This window comes from Escherichia sp. WS33, from assembly GCF_046486385.1.
Classification (GTDB): Bacteria; Pseudomonadota; Gammaproteobacteria; order Enterobacterales; family Enterobacteriaceae; genus ECMA0423.
On the sequence record NZ_JBJQLJ010000002.1, the window covers coordinates 172,468 to 191,605 of the forward strand.

Consider the following 19,138-nt stretch of genomic DNA (forward strand, 5'->3'; position numbering starts at 1 on the left):
AATGTGATTATTCTGAGCCCTTAACATTGATCGTTATCAATTAAAATTACAAAGCAAGAAATTATAAGTGAACTGATATTTATTATCATTTGAAATAAATTTAACTTAAGCGACAATTATTTGTGACGTTCATTGCAGAAAATAAAAATAACATTATCGCTATAAATTAAAATACATACCGCAATTCGTATAATTTCAGCAGTTGTTATTTAGAATGATTAACTGGACCGCAACTGAAGCAAGAATATCAGGATGAAGCTTACCGCCTCATCCTGAATGGTCATTTTACCAGTGCGTTAATGACGGTTTCCATCGCCTGCTTTTCCAGCTCACTGCGCTGAATGCGTTTATTGGCTAATGCTGTACGTAATACGCCTGCGATAACAATATGCTTTGGTTCCTGCCCCAGATCGCGCATTTCCAGCACAACTTTACCGACAACTCTGCACATTTCTCGGTACAGTTCATCCTCTTTTGTCCGATTTCCCATTCTTTATACCTATTTATCATGCCAACTATCAGCATATATCAATCTAACCAATTAAACAAAAATCAAACAAAATCAGACAAATAACGCGATAAATTATTTTAACTGTAGCAATTGAGCGATGATATATTTATACACCGGATGAACTTTCACTTATCCTCACACTGACAACTTCGGCACCAGACGTTGCGCAAACAGTGAAGTTTTTGCGTAACCTTTTCCCTGGAACGTTAAATCTTTGATAACAATTTATTGTCTAACAAGTTGTATATTTTTTGAAACGCTGTTTTTGTTTTCCTTTTGGATTAATTTCAGCGTATAATGCGCGCCAATTGACTCTTGAATGGTTTCAGCACTTTGGACTGTAGAACTCAACGACTCAAAAACAGGCACTCACGTTGGGCTGAGACACAAGCACACATTCCTCTGCACGCTTTTTCGATGTCACCTATCCTTAGAGCGAGGCACCACCACTTTCGTAATACCGGATTCGCTTTCCGGCAGTGCGCCCAGAAAGCAAGTTTCTCCCATCCTTCTCAACTTAAAGACTAAGACTGTCATGAAAAAGACCAAAATTGTTTGCACCATCGGACCGAAAACCGAATCTGAAGAGATGTTAGCTAAAATGCTGGACGCTGGCATGAACGTTATGCGTCTGAACTTCTCTCATGGTGACTATGCAGAACACGGTCAGCGCATTCAGAATCTGCGCAACGTGATGAGCAAAACTGGTAAAACCGCCGCTATCCTGCTTGATACCAAAGGTCCGGAAATCCGCACCATGAAACTGGAAGGCGGTAACGACGTTTCTCTGAAAGCTGGTCAGACCTTTACTTTCACCACTGATAAATCTGTTATCGGCAACAGCGAAATGGTTGCGGTAACGTATGAAGGTTTCACTACTGACCTGTCAGTTGGCAACACCGTACTGGTTGACGATGGTCTGATCGGTATGGAAGTTACCGCCATTGAAGGTAACAAAGTTATCTGTAAAGTGCTGAACAACGGTGACCTGGGCGAAAACAAAGGTGTGAACCTGCCTGGCGTTTCCATTGCTCTGCCAGCACTGGCTGAAAAAGACAAACAGGACCTGATCTTTGGTTGCGAACAAGGCGTAGACTTTGTTGCTGCTTCCTTTATCCGTAAGCGTTCTGACGTTATCGAAATCCGTGAGCACCTGAAAGCGCACGGCGGCGAAAACATCCACATCATCTCCAAAATCGAAAACCAGGAAGGCCTCAACAACTTCGACGAAATCCTCGAAGCCTCTGACGGCATCATGGTTGCGCGTGGCGACCTGGGTGTAGAAATCCCGGTAGAAGAAGTTATCTTCGCCCAGAAGATGATGATCGAAAAATGTATCCGTGCACGTAAAGTCGTTATCACTGCGACCCAGATGCTGGATTCCATGATCAAAAACCCACGCCCGACTCGCGCAGAAGCCGGTGACGTTGCAAACGCCATCCTCGACGGTACTGATGCAGTGATGCTGTCTGGTGAATCCGCAAAAGGTAAATACCCGCTGGAAGCGGTTTCTATCATGGCGACCATTTGCGAACGTACCGACCGCGTGATGAACAGCCGTCTCGAGTTCAACAATGACAACCGTAAACTGCGCATTACCGAAGCGGTATGCCGTGGTGCCGTTGAAACTGCTGAAAAACTGGATGCTCCGCTGATCGTGGTTGCTACTCAGGGCGGTAAATCTGCTCGCGCAGTACGTAAATACTTCCCGGATGCCACCATCCTGGCACTGACCACCAACGAAAAAACGGCTCATCAGTTGGTACTGAGCAAAGGCGTTGTGCCGCAGCTGGTTAAAGAGATCACTTCTACTGATGATTTCTACCGTCTGGGTAAAGAACTGGCTCTGCAGAGCGGTCTGGCACACAAAGGTGACGTTGTAGTTATGGTTTCTGGTGCACTGGTACCGAGCGGCACTACTAACACCGCATCTGTTCACGTCCTGTAATATTGCTTTTGTGAATTAATTTGTATATCGAAGCGCCCTGATGGGCGCTTTTTTTATTTAATCGATAACCAGAAGCAATAAAAAATCAAATCGGATTTCACTATATAATCTCACTTTATCTAAGATGAATCCGATGGAAGCATCCTGTTTTCTCTCAATTTTTTTATCTAAAACCCAGCGTTCGATGCTTCTTTGAGCGAACGATCAAAAATAAGTGCCTTCCCATCAAAAAAATATTCTCAACATAAAAAACTTTGTGTAATACTTGTAACGCTACATGGAGATTAACTCAATCTAGAGGGTATTAATAATGAAAGCTACTAAACTGGTACTGGGCGCGGTAATCCTGGGTTCTACTCTGCTGGCAGGTTGCTCCAGCAACGCTAAAATCGATCAGCTGTCTTCTGACGTTCAGACTCTGAACGCTAAAGTTGACCAGCTGAGCAACGACGTGAACGCAATGCGTTCCGACGTTCAGGCTGCTAAAGATGACGCAGCTCGTGCTAACCAGCGTCTGGACAACATGGCTACTAAATACCGCAAGTAATAGTACCTGTGAAGTGAAAAATGGCGCACATTGTGCGCCATTTTTTTTGTCTGCCGTTTACCGCTACTGCGTCGCGCGTAACATATTCCCTTGCTCTGGTTCACCATTCTGCGCTGACTCTACTGAAGGCGCATTGCTGGCTGCGGGAGTTGCTCCACTGCTCACCGAAACCGGATACCCTGCCCGACGATACAACGCTTTATCGACTAACTTCTGATCTACAGCCTTATTGTCTTTAAATTGCGTAAAGCCTGCTGGCAGTGTGTATGGCATTGTCTGAACGTTTTGCTGTTCTTCTGCTGATAGTGGTCGATGTACTTCAACATAACGCATCCCGTTAGGTTCCACGGAATATTTCACCGGTTCGTTGATCACTTTCACCGGCGTTCCCGTCCGCACGCTGGAGAACAAGGCTTTAATATCCGGTGCATTCATGCGAATACACCCTGAACTGACGCGCAAACCGACGCTGTCCGGCGCACTGGTACCATGAATGAGGTATTCGCCATTACCATGCGCGAGGCGCAGTGCGTAACGTCCTAGCGGGTTATTTGGTCCGGCAGGAACGACTGGCGGTAATTTAATGCCACGCTCCAGCGAACGTTGACGAATGCCTGCCGTAGGCGTCCAGGTTGGGTTAGGGATTTTCTGCCCAACACGCGTTTCCATCACCGGCGTTTCCAGCCCCTGCAATCCAATACCTATTGGATAAACCTGCACAATATTTTCTCCCGGCGGATAATAATAAAGGCGCAGCTCTGCAAGGTTAACGATAATCCCCTGACGCGGTGCATCAGGTAATAACAGTTGTGAAGGAATAGTTATCGTCGTACCAGGTTTTGGCACCGGGGCGATAGTGTTATTGGCTTCAAGGATCAACATTGCCGCAGTATCAAAACGTCGGGCAATAGCCTGAAGGTTTTTATCCCCTTCTTGCACCGTATACGTTTGATTTTGCCCAACCAGTCGGCTTCCGGTTGGTGGTAGCGGATAATCAACCGCCCAGGCAGCCTGGATGGCGCTAAAAGCGCCGATAAGCGTGAGTGTAAGCAAAGACGCGCGTTTCATTGTAAACCTCCTGTATTTGCCGGAGACTCACGCTGAAACGTCGGATGGCGCTTATGTTCACCTGAAACCAAAACACTCCTGTGCAGGTCAGTGTAAACATTGACCATCCGGCAATGTGAGCCAACCGGATGAAAGCTGTCCCTTTAGTTTAGCTAAGTGCAGCGGCTTTGGCGCGAATTGCGCGAATCATCGCTTCCAGACCTTGTGAACGAGATGGGGTGAGATGTTGGGTGAGCGCCATTTTTTCAAACCACGGACGCACATCGAAATTGACAATATCCTGCGGCGTCATCTGATCGTAGAGAATAAATACGACCGCAATAAGCCCTTTCACAATCGCCGCATCGCTGTCGCCCTGCAATTCAATAATTCCCTGCGCATTCTGGCGCATGACAATCCACACCTGACTCTGGCAGCCCTGAATGCTATTTTGTGGGCTTCGGTCTTCGTCGCGTAATTCTGGCAGACGCTGGCCCAGCTCAATAATGTAGAGATATTTCTCTTCCCAATTGGCGCAGCGTAAAAAATTACGCAGCAATTTTTCTTTATCCGGCAATAAAGCCATAGTGCCTCCCTGTTATCCCAGCAGACGGTGAATACGTTGCAGTCCGGTCACCAGACGATCCACTTCTTCATGGGTGTTATACATGGCCAGCGACGCCCGACACATCGCAGGGACGTTGTAATAGGCCATTAATGGCATAGCGCAGTGATGTCCGGTACGCACAGCAATGCCGTAATTATCGAGAAAACTGCCAACATCATAGGCGTGGTGTTTACCGAGATTAAAAGCAATAACGCCAAGCCTGTTTTGTGGGCCATAGAGAGTGAGATCCGGTACAGATTCCAGCTGTGATAGCGCATAATGCATCAGATTCTGTTCATACTCGGCTATGCTATTAAGCCCCAGCGCCGAAACATACTCCAGCGCCGCGCCAAGACCAATGATGCCCCCGGTATTGGGTGTACCGGCTTCAAACCGCCATGGTGCTTTGGTCCAGGTAGTGCCTTCACTCAGGCTGACGGTGGCGATCATAGAACCGCCCCCTTCCCACGGCGGCATCTCCTGCAACAAGGCTTCTTTCACATAAAGAATGCCAATTCCGGTGGGGCCATACAGTTTATGCCCGGAGAACACGTAAAAGTCGCAATCCAGCGCCTGAACATCCACCGGATGATGCATCACCGCCTGAGCGCCATCCACCAGCACTTTTGCGCCATGCTGGTGCGCAAGCGTGATTATTTCCGCCAGCGGATTTTCTGTTCCCAGCACGTTGGAGACATGAGTAATTGCCAGCAGGCGAGTTTTCTCATCAAACAGCGTAGGCAGCGTCTCCAGTTGCAGCGTACCGTCGGGGTTGAGAGGGATCACACGCAGCTCTGCGCCAACGCGTGCGCAAAGCATCTGCCAGGGGACAATGTTAGCGTGGTGCTCCATCTGACTGATGATGATGTTATCGCCCGCCCGCACATTGCTGTTGCCCCAGCTATTGGCGACCAGATTGATCCCTTCCGTCGTGCCGCGGACGAACACCAGCTCTTCCGCCGAACGGGCATTAATAAACAGCGATGCCCGCTTGCGCACGTTCTCCATTTTCTCGGTCGCCTGAGCGCTTAAGGTATGAATACCGCGATGCACCGCCGCGTAGCCATGACGATAAAACTCGGCCTCGGCGTCAATCACCTGGCTCGGTTTCTGTGCACTGGCGGCGCTGTCGAGATAAGCCAGCGGCAAACCGTTTACCTCACGCGAAAGCACCGGAAAGTCGGCCCGCACTTTGTCGACGGAAAAAGTCATCTTGCACCTCCTGGCAGCCGTTGACCGATTCGGGCCAGCACCTGCTGTTTAAGCCCCTCATCACGCAGTGCTTCCGTCAGTTCGGCAGCAAAGGCGTAAATGATCATCTGCTGGGCATCCTGCTGATTGATCCCGCGCGAGCGCAGATAGAACATCTGTTCATCATCAATACGCCCCACCGTCGCGCCGTGGCTGCATTTCACATCATCTGCATAGATTTCCAGCTGCGGTTTTGTATCCACTTCCGCCAGTTTGCCCATCAGCAGATTATTGTTGGTCATCTGACCATCCGTTTTGATGGCGTGCTGCGCGACGTTGATCAAACCGTTAAATACCGCGCGGCCTTTGTCGCTGACGATAGTTTTGTGCAACTGTCGGCTGTTACAAAAACCTTTATTGTGTTCCAGCCAGGTACGGGTATCACACACCTCGTTTTTCACCGGCATCGCCAGGCTATTGATCCGCAGCGTGCTGTTTTCGCCATTGAGTTGCGTACTGGTGTTGTGTCGTAACACTGCGCCACCCAGCAGGAAACTATGGCTAAATGCGGTGGCATCGTCAGCCAGCAACAAATCGTTATGGGCAAAGTGGTGACTGACCGGGTTTTCAAACGCCAGCTTGATATGCTGCAAGTGGGCGTTCGCTGCGACATTGATAGTGAACCGTGCGCCGGTGAAGTGACGAGCATCATTAAGGCTGACAAAATGTTCGATCACCGTTGCTTCGGCACCTTCCGCCAGATCCAGATGATGTCGGTAATGGGCAGTGTTGACCTCTTCACCTGCCACGCCCTGGGTAATATGCATTAACAGCAATGGCTTTGCCGGCCGTTGACCGCGCTTCACGGCGATATGCGTCACGCTTTGTGCCAGGCTTTCCGTCAAATGCAGAAACACTTCCGCCTGAATAGCGTCGGGTACCCCCTGACGGTCGTCGTTAATGCTCACTTCATACCCGCTGCCTTCAGTCGCATCGCTCAGTGCTGACACGTAACGTCCATCGACAAATACCAGCCGCACAGCGTCTAACGTTAACGCTAAGGCATCTCGCTGCTGTGGGGATATCTCTCCCGCAATGCTGACAAACTGGCTATTGGTCAGCCCTTCCAGCGGCGTATATTTCCAGTTTTCATGTTTACGTGTCGGCAGTCCGGTACGCAGCAATTGTTGTAAATGCTGCTGTGCTTGCGGTGAGCGTTTTGTCCCTTCAGCTTCAAACAAGTGATGCCACTGTTGCAGCGCATTACTGCTGTTCGGTAAGCCAGCCATAACCCTGCTCCTCCAGTTGTTTGACCAACGTGAAATCGCCGGATTTCACAATTCGTCCCTGATATAGCACATGAACGTAATCAGGCTTGATGTAGTCGAGAATGCGTTGGTAGTGCGTAACAATGATGAATGAGCGCTTGCCATCACGCAGCGAGTTCACGCCATCGGCGACCACTTTTAATGCGTCAATATCCAGCCCGGAGTCCGACTCATCAAGAATGCATAACTCCGGTTCCAGCACCGCCATTTGCAAAATATCGTTGCGCTTTTTCTCGCCGCCGGAAAAACCAACGTTTACCGAACGGGTTAATAAATCTTCCGGCATCTTCAGGAGAGCGATTTTCTCTTCCATCAAATCCTGAAAATCAAAGCGGTCGAGCGTTTCCTGGCCGCGATAGCTGCGCACCGCATTAAGTGCCGTTTGCAGGAAAAACTGGTTACTGACGCCGGGAATCTCCACCGGATACTGGAAGGCCATAAAGATGCCTTCGCCTGCACGATCTTCCGGCGACAGCGCAAGCAAATCTTTGCCTTTGAACTCAACCGTGCCGCCCGTCACTTCATAATCTTCTCGCCCGGCAAGCGTTGCCGATAAGGTACTTTTGCCCGAACCGTTTGGCCCCATAATGGCGTGAACTTCGCCGGGACGAACGTCGAGGCTTAATCCACGCAGGATAGCTTTATCTTCCACGCTGACGTGTAAATCTTTAATACTTAACATGTTTATTCCTTATCCGACGCTGTGTTCAAGACTGATGGCGAGGAGTTTTTGTGCTTCAACGGCAAATTCCAGCGGCAGTTCTGAGAACACGTCTTTGCAGAAACCGTTAACAATCATCGAGATGGCGTCTTCTTCGCTGATCCCGCGTTGCAGGCAGTAAAACAGTTGATCTTCACCAATACGTGATGTCGTTGCCTCGTGCTCCAGTTGTGCGCTGTTATTGCGACATTCGACATACGGGAAGGTATGCGCCCCACAATTAGCGCCAATCAGCATTGAGTCGCACTGAGTGAAATTGCGCGCATTGGTTGCCGTCGGCATGATTTTCACTAAGCCGCGATAACTGTTCTGACTATGTCCGGCAGAGATCCCTTTCGAGATAATGGTCGATTTGGTGTTTTTACCGATGTGGATCATCTTGGTGCCGGTATCCGCTTGCTGATGACCGCTGGTCAGCGCCACTGAGTAAAACTCACCAATGGAGTTATCGCCGCGCAAAATGCAGCTGGGATATTTCCACGTAATCGCTGACCCGGTTTCTGATTGCGTCCATGACATTTTGCTGTTTTCGCCTTCGCACAAAGCACGCTTGGTGACGAAGTTGAGAATACCGCCGGTGTTGTTATCGCCAGGGAACCAGTTTTGTACCGTGGAATATTTCACCTCGGCGTTTTTATGGATGATGACTTCCACCACTGCCGCGTGTAACTGATAGCTGTCACGCACCGGAGCGGAACAGCCTTCAATGTAGCTGACGTAGCTGTCTTCGTCGGCCACCAGAATGGTGCGCTCAAACTGCCCAGTTTTTTCCGCGTTAATGCGAAAATAGGTGGAAAGTTCCATCGGGCAGCGCACGCCTTTAGGCACATAAATAAACGTACCGTCAGAGGCTACCGCCGCATTAAGCGCGGCAAAGAAGTTGTCATTCCCCGGCACCACGGTGCCGAGATATTTACGCACCAGTTCCGGGTGATCGTGGATCGCCTCACCAAAGGAACAGAAAATAATTCCCTGCTCCGCCAGTTTTTCGCGATAAGTAGTGGCAACCGAAACAGAGTCGAAAATGGCATCCACCGCCACCTCTTTGCCTTCCCGCACGGGAACGCCCAACTGCTCAAACGCCGCCTCCACCTCTTTACTTAAAAAGGCGTTCGCGCCAGTTTGCTGCACCGCGCCAGGTTCAGACGCGCAAGTGTCGTCACAATTACCGCACGATGGTGCTGAGTAGTAGCTGTAATCCTGATAATTCAGCTTGTCGTAGTGCGCTTTCAACCAGTGCGGTTCTTCCATCTCCAGCCATGCGCGATAGGCGTTTAGACGAAACTCCAGCATCCACTCCGGCTCATTACGCTTCGCCGAAATTGCGCGCACCACCTCTTCGTTTATCCCCTTTGCCAGCTCATCGGTGGCTAACTGGGTGAAGAATCCTTCTTTATAATTCAGCGGGCCGCCGGTCCATGTTTTGACATCGTCAGTTGCTTCAGTATTACGAGACATAGTACCGCCTATACCCCAAAGCTTTCGCCACAGCCACATTCATTCTGGGCTTTAGGGTTGTGAAATTTGAATATCTGATTAAGTCCTTCACGAACGAAATCGACTTCCGTGCCATCAATAAACGGCATCGCTTGCAGCGGGACAAACAGCTTCGCGCCGTCGTGTTCAAACAGCAGATCGTCTTTGTCCGGCTCGCTAACACTGTCGAGCACATAGCCAAAGCCCGCGCAGCCCGTTTGCTTCACGCCTAAGCGCACGCCGACCATACCCGGCTGCTTTGCCACCAGCTCACGGATGTGTATCGCCGCTGCGGGTGTCAGCGTTAAGCCTTGCCAGGCGAAATCTTGTGGGTTAAAGGTTCCTGAATGCATGTCCATCGATTTACCTCACTTCATCGCTTTCAGCGTATAACAACATGTTAGTGATAATGATTATCAGTTCAACCCAGCAAACGCAGGGGCTTTACCGTAAAACATGCTTTTTGCCTGCTTTTAATAAGCATAGACCCTGATGTGTGGGTTAACAGGCACGCTAAGAATTAGGTATCTCATTGTTAGATAATGGTTATTATCTAAGGAGCATTAAGGCTGTGATGAAAAAGAAAAAGTTGTATTGAAAATGACTATTTAAGAGATAGGTAAAAAAGTGCAGCGTTCAGAAATAAGAAAACCCTTAAGTCTGTGCGACACAGGCTTAAGGGTTTCTACCCCATCCGGCGCTTATCTCCGGCACTCTCAGTGGCTTAGCTCTTGAAGGGGCGATAAGAATAATCTCATAAAGCTAACCCGCCGTTTTAACACAAACTGCGATTAGTATTATTTTTGAACAATATCAGGCGGGTAGATAAGCAGTATTAAGAAGGTCATCGAACCTGGACGGAGGTTAATCCAGGTCGATTTGGCGAACTTGCGGCATTAAGTCAGGATCAATGCACGCCCAGACGCCAGGCAAAGTAGATTTCTTCTTTTAATTCAGCAGAAGAGAGAGTAAGCAGGTCAGCAAATTCAAGTTCTAGTTGTTTCAGACGTTTGAGATATTGGGCAGGTGAAAGATTGCTCTGGTCACGGCGTAAAAATTCAATGGCCAGCTGGGTGGGATCAAGTTGAGTAGACATAGCATCCTCGCTTTTAGACAAGACCTGCACAGTATACCACCGTTTACTGTGCAGATAATGACCAAAAGCAATATGCGTCACACTTTTCTGGTGACAACGTCACAAAATGGCGGTCGTCAATCGTGACGAACAGCACAAACGCCCTTTCTCATCGAAGATTTCAATCTGCCAGACCTGGTGACGCGAACCGAGATGCAACGGTTTGCATACGCCGCGCACCCGCCCTTCTCGTGCCGAGCGGACGTGGTTAGCATTGATTTCCAGGCCAACCACTTTTTGCTCACCTTCAGTACATAAATAACCGGCAACGGAACCGATACTTTCGGCCAGCACCACGGATGCGCCTCCATGCAGCAACCCGAAAGGCTGCTTTGTCCGCGAGTCTACTGGCATTGTCGCTTCAAGGGTGTCATCACCAATATGTTCAAAGCGAATATCCAGCAACCCCACCATGTTTCCTTCACCCATAGCATTCAGTGCTTCCAGGGTGATTTTTCGTTTCCATATCATTTAATAATCTCCAGTAAAGCCTGCACAGGATGGCGTACCCCCGTGCCTTCAACCCGTTTGACCTGGCTACGGCAGGAATATCCGGTCGCCAGACAGCGGTTACGCGGCAGTCGCTGCATAGCCTGATGCCAGGATAACTCATAGATCCCGAGCGAATTTTTATGGTTTTTCTCTTCATGTCCGTAAGTCCCTGCCATGCCGCAGCAACCCACGCTGACATTTTCCAGTTTCGCGCCAAAACGGGCAAATATCGCGGCCCATTGTGCTGGCGCGCCCGGCAAGGCGGTAACCTCGGTACAGTGACCAAAGAAATACCATGATTCACCGCTGACTGTAGCCACTGGCTGTGACTCAAGTGCGCTTGCCAGCCATTCATTCGCCAGTAAGACGTTAAACTCGCCACGTTCCTCGCCCAGCGCCAGTTTATATTCATCGCGATAACAAAGTACCAGCGCCGGATCGACGCCCACCATTGGCATCCCCAGCTTCGCCATACGGTTGAGGAAATCCGCCGTCTTTTTCGCCGTCTTCGCAAAACGATTAAGAAAACCTTTAATATGCTGGGCTTTGCCATTTGGCGAAAATGGCAGTAACACCGGCTGGAAACCTAATTTTTCAACCAGACGGACAAAATCCGCCACCACTTGCGCATCGTAATAGCTGGTAAAGGGGTCCTGCACCACCAACACCGTGCGCGCTTTCTGCTCTGCATTGAGAGCTTCAAGCTGTTCCAGCGTCATGTTTGCCGAGCGATGCCCCACCATTTGTTGTTGTAGCGAGGGGACCGACAGCAGTGGCAAATCAACCATGCCGATATGTTTTTCCGAGAGTTTGCGCACCAGCGGCTGGTTAATGAAGAAGTTAAAGGTTTTCGGCGCGCGTGCCATCAGCGGCGCGTAGCTCTCGACCGTAGCGACGAGGTGGTCGCGCAGCGGACGTAAATAACGGGTATGATAGAGCTGCAGGAAACGAGAGCGAAACTCCGGCACATCAATTTTGATGGGGCACTGGGTCGAACAAGCTTTACAGGCCAGACAGCCCGACATCGCCTCTTTGACTTCGTGTGAGAAGTCATATTCGCCTTTATTCGCATGCCAGCTATTGCGCGTGCGGGCAATTAACGTCCGCAAACTGACGCCGGATTCAGGCAGTTCTTGTTCCAGTTTGAGTGGATCAACGCCGCGATCCGCCAACAAACGCAGCCATTCACGCACCAGCGTTGCGCGCCCTTTCGGTGAATGAATCCGGTTCTGGGTGATCTTCATCGACGGACACATCGGACTACGGGCATCAAAGTTGAAGCATAAACCGTTGCCGTTACACTCCATCGCACCGCGCCACTGCTGGCGTACCGCAATGGGGATCTGCCGATCGAATGTACCGCGCTTCACCGCGTCCACTTTCATCATCGGCGCATCGAGACCTTCTGGCGGGCAAATCTTCCCTGGGTTGAGTCGGTTATGCGGGTCAAATGCCGCTTTCACTTTGCGCAGTTCTGCATAAAGTTCCTCACCGAAAAACGCCGGGCTGTATTCAGCGCGAAAACCTTTGCCGTGCTCGCCCCACAACAAACCACCGTATTTCGCAGTCAGCGCCACCACGTCATCAGAAATTTGCTTCATCAAAATCTCTTGTTGAGGATCGCACATATCCAGTGCCGGACGGACGTGCAAGACACCTGCGTCGACGTGACCGAACATACCGTAGCTTAAGCCGTGGCTGTCGAGCAGCGCGCGAAATTCAGCAATATAATCGGCCAGATGTTCCGGCGGTACGCAGGTATCCTCAGCAAACGGAATTGGCTTAGCGGCACCTTTGGCATTGCCAAGCAGACCAACGGCTTTTTTGCGCATTGCATAGATACGTTCAACCCCCGCCAGCTCACGGCACACCTGCCAGCCGATGACACCTGCTTGATGACTGGCGATCAGCTCATCCAACCGCGCACAGAGTGCATTTACCCGCTCATCAATCAGCGCCTCATCATCACCAGCAAACTCCACAATGTTCAGCCCGAGCATCTCTTTGTCAGGCACATCGGTAATCAACTCGCTGACGGAATGCCAGACAATATCTTCCCGCGCCAGATTCAGCACTTTTGAGTCCACCGTCTCTACCGAAAGCGCCCGCGCCTCAACCATAAACGGCGCGTTACGCAGCGCGGAGTCAAAAGAGTCATATTTGACGTTCACCAGACGGCGCACTTTAGGCAAGGGCGTAATATCCAGCCGCGCTTCGGTAATAAAGGCCAGCGTCCCTTCTGAACCCGTCAGAATGCGCGTCAGGTCGAACTCGGTCATCTCATCGTTAAAGACATGACGCAGATCGTAACCGGTAAGAAAGCGGTTAAGTTTGGGGAAGTTGTCGATGATTAACTGGCGTTGCTGACGGCAACGTTGATAAACCGTGTTATAAATTCGCCCGATTGTGGTATTGGATTTACCCAGCGTTTCCGCCAATTCGACGGGTAAAGGTTGCGTATCGAGAATATCGCCCCCCAACAACACCGCGCGTACGCCAAGTACGTGATCTGACGTTTTGCCATAGACCAGCGATCCCTGACCGGATGCATCGGTATTGATCATCCCACCGAGCGTTGCCCGGTTGCTGGTCGAAAGTTCCGGCGCAAAAAAGTAGCCGAACGGTTTCAGGTACTGATTGAGTTGATCTTTTATCACCCCGGCCTCAACGCGCACCCAGCCCTCTTCAGGGTTAATTTCGATGATGCGGTTCATATGGCGGGACATATCAACAATAATCCCCTGGTTGAGCGCCTGACCGTTAGTGCCGGTGCCGCCGCCGCGGGGGGTAAAGATCAGCGATGAATAGCGTTCCTGCGCGGCAAGACGGGCGATCAGCGCCACATCTGCGGTTGAACGCGGAAATACCACCGCATCGGGGAGAAGTTGGTAAATACTGTTGTCGGTCGACATTGTCAGACGATCGGCATAACTTGTCGCCGTATCGCCGGTAAAACCTTGTTGCTCCAGCTCTTGCAAAAAATTAAGCACCAGTTGAACGACGCCGGGTGCCTGGGAAATCTGTGGAATCATTATATTGACCCTTTCCTGCGGTCTGTGATGTAGGTCGATACACTATTCTTTCAGGCGGCTGCAATAGCGTACTGAAAGGTGATGTTTATTTACTCTATGGATTTCGAGTTGCAGGAAGGCGGCAAGCGAGTGAACTCCAGGAGCTTACAATAGTAAGTGACTGGGGTGAACGAACGTAGCCGCAGCACATGCAACTTGAAATACGACGAGTAAATCGTTTGCGTGTTGCCTGAGTTGTTGTACCACATTTTTTTCTAACACGCCCATCAGAATTAAGGGCAGAATCGGCCTGTTAAAAACCGCTGAAATTGCTCATCATTATGCAGGTGAGTTTCGCGTGTTCACGTCGCGTCGACGATTTGACGCACAAAAAAGGTGAAAAGTAGTTATGGTAAATGTTCGTCAGCCCAGGGATGTCGCACAAATTCTGCTTTCGGTGCTGTTTTTAGCCATCATGATTGTGGCATGTCTGTGGATTGTTCAACCCTTTATTCTCGGCTTTGCATGGGCCGGTACGGTGGTTATCGCCACCTGGCCGGTATTGTTACGTTTGCAAAAGATCATGTTTGGCCGCCGCTCTCTCGCCGTTCTGGTGATGACGCTGTTATTAGTGATGGTGTTTATCATCCCTATTGCTTTGCTGGTTAACAGTATCGTCGACGGCAGCGGCCCGCTAATTAAAGCCATTTCCAGCGGCGACATGACGTTACCCGATCTGGCGTGGCTTAATACCATTCCGGTGATTGGCGCGAAGCTGTATGCAGGCTGGCACAACTTGCTGGATATGGGGGGGACGGCGATCATGGCGAAAGTCCGCCCTTATATTGGCACCACCACCACCTGGTTCGTTGGGCAGGCGGCGCATATCGGGCGCTTTATGGTGCATTGTGCGCTGATGCTTCTCTTCAGTGCCCTGCTGTACTGGCGCGGTGAACAGGTGGCACAAGGCATTCGCCATTTTGCAACCCGTCTGGCAGGCGTTCGCGGAGATGCCGCCGTACTGCTGGCGGCACAGGCTATCCGCGCGGTGGCGCTGGGTGTGGTGGTGACGGCGTTAGTACAGGCAGTGCTTGGCGGTATCGGCCTCGCCGTATCCGGCGTACCTTATGCAACGTTGCTAACGGTGTTAATGATCCTCTCCTGCCTTGTCCAGCTTGGCCCGTTGCCGGTACTGATTCCGGCGATTATCTGGCTCTACTGGACTGGCGATACCACCTGGGGAACGGTATTGTTAGTGTGGAGCGGTGTGGTTGGCACGCTGGATAACGTCATCCGCCCAATGTTAATTCGCATGGGTGCCGATTTACCGCTGATCCTGATCCTCTCTGGTGTTATTGGTGGTTTGATTGCTTTCGGGATGATCGGTCTGTTTATTGGTCCGGTTCTGTTAGCCGTTTCCTGGCGTCTGTTTGCCGCGTGGGTGGAAGAAGTCCCGCCGCCGACGGACCAACCGGAAGAAATTCTCGAAGAACTTGGCGAAATCGAGAAACCGAATAAGTAATTTCTCATCAGGCGGCTCTGCCGCCTGATTGTTAACCCCCGCTAATTGATATTTGATTGCTCTTCCCCATATTTTCCTGCTTACCGCCATTCAGCTGGTAGTACCTGTCGCAAATTCTTTACAGTTTTTAAACTAATGAGACGAATCTGATCGACGCAAAAAGTCCGTATGCCTACTATTAGCTTACGGTTATAAATCAACATATTGATTTATAAGCATGGAAATCCCCTGAGTGAAACAACGAATTGCTGTGTGTAGTCTTTGCCCATCTCCCACGATGGGCTTTTTTTTAACATTTTTCCGCTTCGCTACCTCGCCCCTCACTCTTTCCAATAATGTTGCACAAGATACTGTGACTCTCTTCAAGCCGTCAGCAGGCTGATAATGTTATTTATATTTTATTGTTTATTTCATGCAGCCATTACACGATGAACGCTTATGAACTCCAGGCACTTCGCCATATTTTTGCCATGACTATTGATGAATGCGCGACCTGGATTGCCCAGACCGGTGACAGTGAAAGCTGGCGTCAGTGGGAAAATGGCAAATGCGCCATTCCTGATCGTGTAGTCGAGCAACTGTTGGCTATGCGTCAGCAACGAAAAAAACATCTTCATGCCATCATAGAGAAAATAAATAACCGCATCGGCAACAACACCATGCGTTTTTTCCCCGACTTAACCGCGTTTCAACAAGTCTACCCTGATGGCAATTTTATTGACTGGAAGATCTATCAATCGGTAGCCGCTGAATTATATGCACACGATCTGGAGCGGCTTTGTTAATTTCTCCACAAAAAGGAATTGTCGTTGTTACAACAATAATGAACGGATACTGACACAACATCGCTACACTTTTTAAAGCACCTTTGCTAAGTAGAACCTATGAAAAATCCCTATTACCCTACCGCACTTGGGTTGTATTTTAATTACCTGGTGCATGGTATGGGCGTCATTTTGATGAGCCTGAATATGGCCTCGCTGGAGACACTTTGGCAGACTAATGCCGCGGGTGTCTCGATAGTTATCTCATCGCTGGGCATTGGTCGATTAAGTGTCTTGCTTTTTGCAGGATTATTATCCGATCGCTTTGGTCGCCGCCCTTTTATCATGCTCGGGATGTGCTGCTATATGGCCTTCTTTTTTGGCATCCTGCACACCAATAACATCATTATCGCTTATGTTTTTGGCTTTCTGGCAGGAATGGCAAACAGTTTTCTCGATGCAGGCACTTATCCCAGTTTGATGGAAGCTTTTCCACGCTCACCTGGGACAGCCAATATTTTAATTAAAGCATTTGTTTCCAGCGGACAATTTTTATTACCGCTAATCATTAGCCTGTTAGTGTGGGCTGAACTGTGGTTCGGTTGGTCCTTTATGATTGCTGCAGGCATTATGTTTATTAACGCTCTGTTTTTATACCGTTGTACGTTCCCACCCCATCCGGGTCATCGCTTACCTGTCATAAAGAAAACCACCAGCTCTACGGAACATCGCTGTTCAATTATCGATTTAGCCAGTTATACCTTATATGGCTATATCTCAATGGCAACGTTTTATCTGGTTAGCCAGTGGCTGGCACAGTACGGACAATTTGTTGCAGGCATGTCATACACTATGTCGATTAAACTACTCAGTATCTACACCGTGGGTTCGCTGCTTTGTGTATTTATTACCGCTCCACTCATTCGTAATACCGTTCGCCCAACAACATTACTGATGCTGTACACCTTTATCTCATTTATTGCTCTGTTTACCGTCTGCCTGCATCCCACATTTTATGTGGTGATAATATTTGCTTTTGTCATTGGTTTTACCTCTGCTGGAGGTGTTGTGCAAATTGGCCTGACGTTAATGGCTGAACGTTTCCCTTACGCTAAAGGTAAAGCTACAGGGATCTATTACAGTGCGGGCAGTATTGCGACCTTTACTATTCCGTTGATTACGGCTCATCTGTCCCAAAGAAGTATTGCCGATATTATGTGGTTCGATACCACCATCGCTGCCATCGGTTTTTTACTGGCACTGTTTATCGGCTTACGCAGCCGCAAAAAAACGCGGCATCAGTCGCTAAAGGAAAATGTCGCTCCGGGTGGGTAATGCAATATTCTTTTCAGGTCATGCAAGATCTTACGGATAAATAACTCTTTCTGCGCTAACTAAGGAAAATCGCGATCAAAAACAAACTATGACATGCAATATTCCTGGAAACATAAACTTTATGCCATGTACCCAGGGAAAATCATCTTCAGTATAGTAATTATGTAAACCGTCGGAGAACAATACGTACGGTAACGAAATTATCTTTCAGCAAGGAGCTGTGAAAATGTCTCAAAATAAGGCTTTCAGCACGCCATTTATCCTGGCTGTTCTTTGTATTTACTTCAGCTACTTCCTGCACGGCATTAGTGTTATTACGCTTGCCCAAAACATGTCATCTCTGGCGGAAAAGTTTTCCACTGACAACGCGGGCATTGCCTATTTAATTTCCGGTATCGGTTTGGGGCGATTGATCAGTATTTTATTCTTCGGTGTGATCTCCGATAAGTTTGGTCGTCGGGCGGTGATATTAATGGCAGTAATAATGTATCTGCTATTCTTCTTTGGTATTCCCGCTTGCCCGAATTTAACTCTCGCCTACGGTCTGGCAGTGTGCGTAGGTATCGCTAACTCAGCGCTGGATACGGGTGGCTACCCCGCGCTCATGGAATGCTTTCCGAAAGCCTCTGGTTCGGCGGTCATACTGGTTAAAGCGATGGTGTCATTCGGACAAATGTTCTACCCAATGCTGGTGAGCTATATGTTGCTCAATAACATCTGGTACGGCTATGGGCTGATTATTCCAGGCATCCTATTTGTACTGATCACGCTGATGCTGTTGAAAAGCAAATTCCCCAGCCAGTTGGTGGACGCCAGCGTAGCTAATGAATTACCGCAAATGAACAGCAAACCGTTAGTCTGGCTGGAAGGTGTTTCATCGGTACTGTTCGGTGTAGCCGCATTCTCGACCTTTTATGTGATTGTGGTGTGGATGCCCAAATATGCGATGGCTTTTGCTGGTATGTCAGAAGCTGAGGCATTAAAAACCATCTCTTATTACAGTATGGGCTCGTTGGTCTGTGTCTTTATTTTTGCCGCACTACTGAAAAAAATGGTCCGGCCCATCTGGGCTAATGTATTTAACTCTACACTGGCAACAATAACAGCAGCCATTATCTACCTGTACCCTTCTCCACTGGTGTGTAATGCCGGCGCCTTTGTTATCGGTTTCTCAGCAGCTGGCGGCATTTTACAGCTCGGTGTTTCGGTCATGTCAGAGTTTTTTCCAAAAAGCAAAGCCAAAGTCACCAGTATTTATATGATGATGGGTGGACTGGCTAACTTTGTTATTCCGCTGATTACCGGTTATCTGTCGAACATCGGCCTGCAATATATCATTGTTCTCGATTTTACTTTCGCGCTGCTGGCCCTGATTACCGCAATTATTGTTTTTATCCGCTATTACCGCGTTTTTATTATTCCTGAGAATGATGTGCGGTTTGGCGAGCGCAAATTTAGCACCCGATTAAACACAATTAAGCATAGAGGTTAAAGGAGTTAATT

At 49.2% G+C, this 19,138-nt stretch carries 18 protein-coding genes and 1 other RNA gene; 8 read left to right on the forward strand and 11 right to left on the reverse strand.

The window, feature by feature from the left end; all coding sequences use genetic code 11:
* Positions 1-280: 280 nt before the first annotated feature.
* On the reverse strand, positions 281-490 hold the full coding sequence (gene fumD, locus ACJHXA_RS02900; RefSeq protein WP_000528342.1) for a fumarate hydratase FumD: 210 nt from the start codon (positions 488-490) through the stop codon (positions 281-283).
* Between the two features lie 354 nt (positions 491-844).
* Here fumD and ACJHXA_RS02905 point away from each other — a divergent pair, with 354 nt between their 5' ends.
* The 3 genes from ACJHXA_RS02905 (at position 845) to lpp (ending at position 3,006) form a co-directional block, all read left to right on the forward strand.
* Positions 845-1,039: a protein YnhH gene (locus ACJHXA_RS02905; RefSeq protein ID WP_240806354.1), complete on the forward strand. Its 195-nt coding sequence runs from the start codon at positions 845-847 to the stop codon at positions 1,037-1,039.
* A gap of 7 nt (positions 1,040-1,046) precedes the next feature.
* Positions 1,047-2,459: a pyruvate kinase PykF gene (gene pykF, locus ACJHXA_RS02910; protein ID WP_001295403.1), complete on the forward strand. Its 1,413-nt coding sequence runs from the start codon at positions 1,047-1,049 to the stop codon at positions 2,457-2,459.
* Between the two features lie 310 nt (positions 2,460-2,769).
* Entirely contained in the window at positions 2,770-3,006 is a 237-nt protein-coding gene (lpp, locus tag ACJHXA_RS02915) for a murein lipoprotein Lpp (protein ID WP_000648420.1), read from the forward strand.
* Between the two features lie 63 nt (positions 3,007-3,069).
* Here lpp and ldtE read toward each other — a convergent pair whose 3' ends face one another.
* The 10 genes from ldtE to ACJHXA_RS02965 form a co-directional block, all read right to left on the reverse strand.
* Positions 3,070-4,074, reverse strand: a complete 1,005-nt coding sequence (ldtE, locus tag ACJHXA_RS02920; RefSeq protein ID WP_000817104.1) for a L,D-transpeptidase LdtE — start codon at positions 4,072-4,074, stop codon at positions 3,070-3,072.
* 148 nt (positions 4,075-4,222) lie between these two features.
* Positions 4,223-4,639, reverse strand: a complete 417-nt coding sequence (gene sufE, locus ACJHXA_RS02925; protein ID WP_001196530.1) for a cysteine desulfuration protein SufE — start codon at positions 4,637-4,639, stop codon at positions 4,223-4,225.
* A gap of 12 nt (positions 4,640-4,651) precedes the next feature.
* Positions 4,652-5,872: a cysteine desulfurase SufS gene (gene sufS, locus ACJHXA_RS02930; RefSeq protein WP_000144565.1), complete on the reverse strand. Its 1,221-nt coding sequence runs from the start codon at positions 5,870-5,872 to the stop codon at positions 4,652-4,654.
* The gene (sufD, locus tag ACJHXA_RS02935) at positions 5,869-7,140 is read right to left on the reverse strand and encodes a Fe-S cluster assembly protein SufD (RefSeq protein WP_000908012.1); all 1,272 of its coding nucleotides are present in this window, start codon (positions 7,138-7,140) and stop codon (positions 5,869-5,871) included. Before sufD ends, sufS begins: the two co-directional genes overlap by 4 nt.
* On the reverse strand, positions 7,115-7,861 hold the full coding sequence (gene sufC / locus ACJHXA_RS02940; protein ID WP_000948872.1) for a Fe-S cluster assembly ATPase SufC: 747 nt from the start codon (positions 7,859-7,861) through the stop codon (positions 7,115-7,117). The genes sufD and sufC overlap by 26 nt, the downstream gene beginning before the upstream one ends.
* 9 nt (positions 7,862-7,870) lie before the next feature.
* Positions 7,871-9,358: a Fe-S cluster assembly protein SufB gene (sufB, locus tag ACJHXA_RS02945; protein ID WP_000089364.1), complete on the reverse strand. Its 1,488-nt coding sequence runs from the start codon at positions 9,356-9,358 to the stop codon at positions 7,871-7,873.
* Positions 9,359-9,366: 8 nt separating this feature from the next.
* The gene (gene sufA / locus ACJHXA_RS02950; RefSeq protein ID WP_000367160.1) at positions 9,367-9,735 is read right to left on the reverse strand and encodes a Fe-S cluster assembly scaffold SufA; all 369 of its coding nucleotides are present in this window, start codon (positions 9,733-9,735) and stop codon (positions 9,367-9,369) included.
* 548 nt (positions 9,736-10,283) lie between these two features.
* Positions 10,284-10,472 carry a YdiH family protein gene (locus ACJHXA_RS02955; protein ID WP_001296104.1) on the reverse strand — a complete coding sequence of 63 codons (189 nt, stop codon included), beginning with the start codon at positions 10,470-10,472 and terminating at the stop codon, positions 10,284-10,286.
* A 99-nt stretch (positions 10,473-10,571) separates the two neighbouring features.
* Complete coding sequence (menI, locus tag ACJHXA_RS02960) at positions 10,572-10,982, reverse strand: 1,4-dihydroxy-2-naphthoyl-CoA hydrolase (protein ID WP_000637986.1); 411 nt, start codon at positions 10,980-10,982, stop codon at positions 10,572-10,574.
* The gene (locus tag ACJHXA_RS02965; RefSeq protein WP_000612952.1) at positions 10,979-14,035 is read right to left on the reverse strand and encodes an FAD-binding and (Fe-S)-binding domain-containing protein; all 3,057 of its coding nucleotides are present in this window, start codon (positions 14,033-14,035) and stop codon (positions 10,979-10,981) included. Before ACJHXA_RS02965 ends, menI begins: the two co-directional genes overlap by 4 nt.
* Positions 14,036-14,423: 388 nt before the next feature.
* Between ACJHXA_RS02965 and ydiK the strand changes: the two genes are divergently transcribed.
* The 5 genes from ydiK (at position 14,424) to ACJHXA_RS02990 (ending at position 19,127) form a co-directional block, all read left to right on the forward strand.
* Positions 14,424-15,536 carry an AI-2E family transporter YdiK gene (gene ydiK, locus ACJHXA_RS02970; protein ID WP_000248636.1) on the forward strand — a complete coding sequence of 371 codons (1,113 nt, stop codon included), beginning with the start codon at positions 14,424-14,426 and terminating at the stop codon, positions 15,534-15,536.
* A 185-nt stretch (positions 15,537-15,721) separates the two neighbouring features.
* Positions 15,722-15,829, forward strand: an RNA gene (rprA, locus tag ACJHXA_RS02975) — antisense sRNA RprA.
* A 135-nt stretch (positions 15,830-15,964) separates the two neighbouring features.
* Positions 15,965-16,321 carry a YdiL family protein gene (locus ACJHXA_RS02980; RefSeq protein ID WP_001299124.1) on the forward strand — a complete coding sequence of 119 codons (357 nt, stop codon included), beginning with the start codon at positions 15,965-15,967 and terminating at the stop codon, positions 16,319-16,321.
* A gap of 99 nt (positions 16,322-16,420) precedes the next feature.
* Entirely contained in the window at positions 16,421-17,635 is a 1,215-nt protein-coding gene (locus ACJHXA_RS02985; protein ID WP_000795571.1) for an MFS transporter, read from the forward strand.
* A 226-nt stretch (positions 17,636-17,861) separates the two neighbouring features.
* Positions 17,862-19,127 carry an MFS transporter gene (locus tag ACJHXA_RS02990; protein WP_001307232.1) on the forward strand — a complete coding sequence of 422 codons (1,266 nt, stop codon included), beginning with the start codon at positions 17,862-17,864 and terminating at the stop codon, positions 19,125-19,127.
* Positions 19,128-19,138 lie beyond the last annotated feature (11 nt).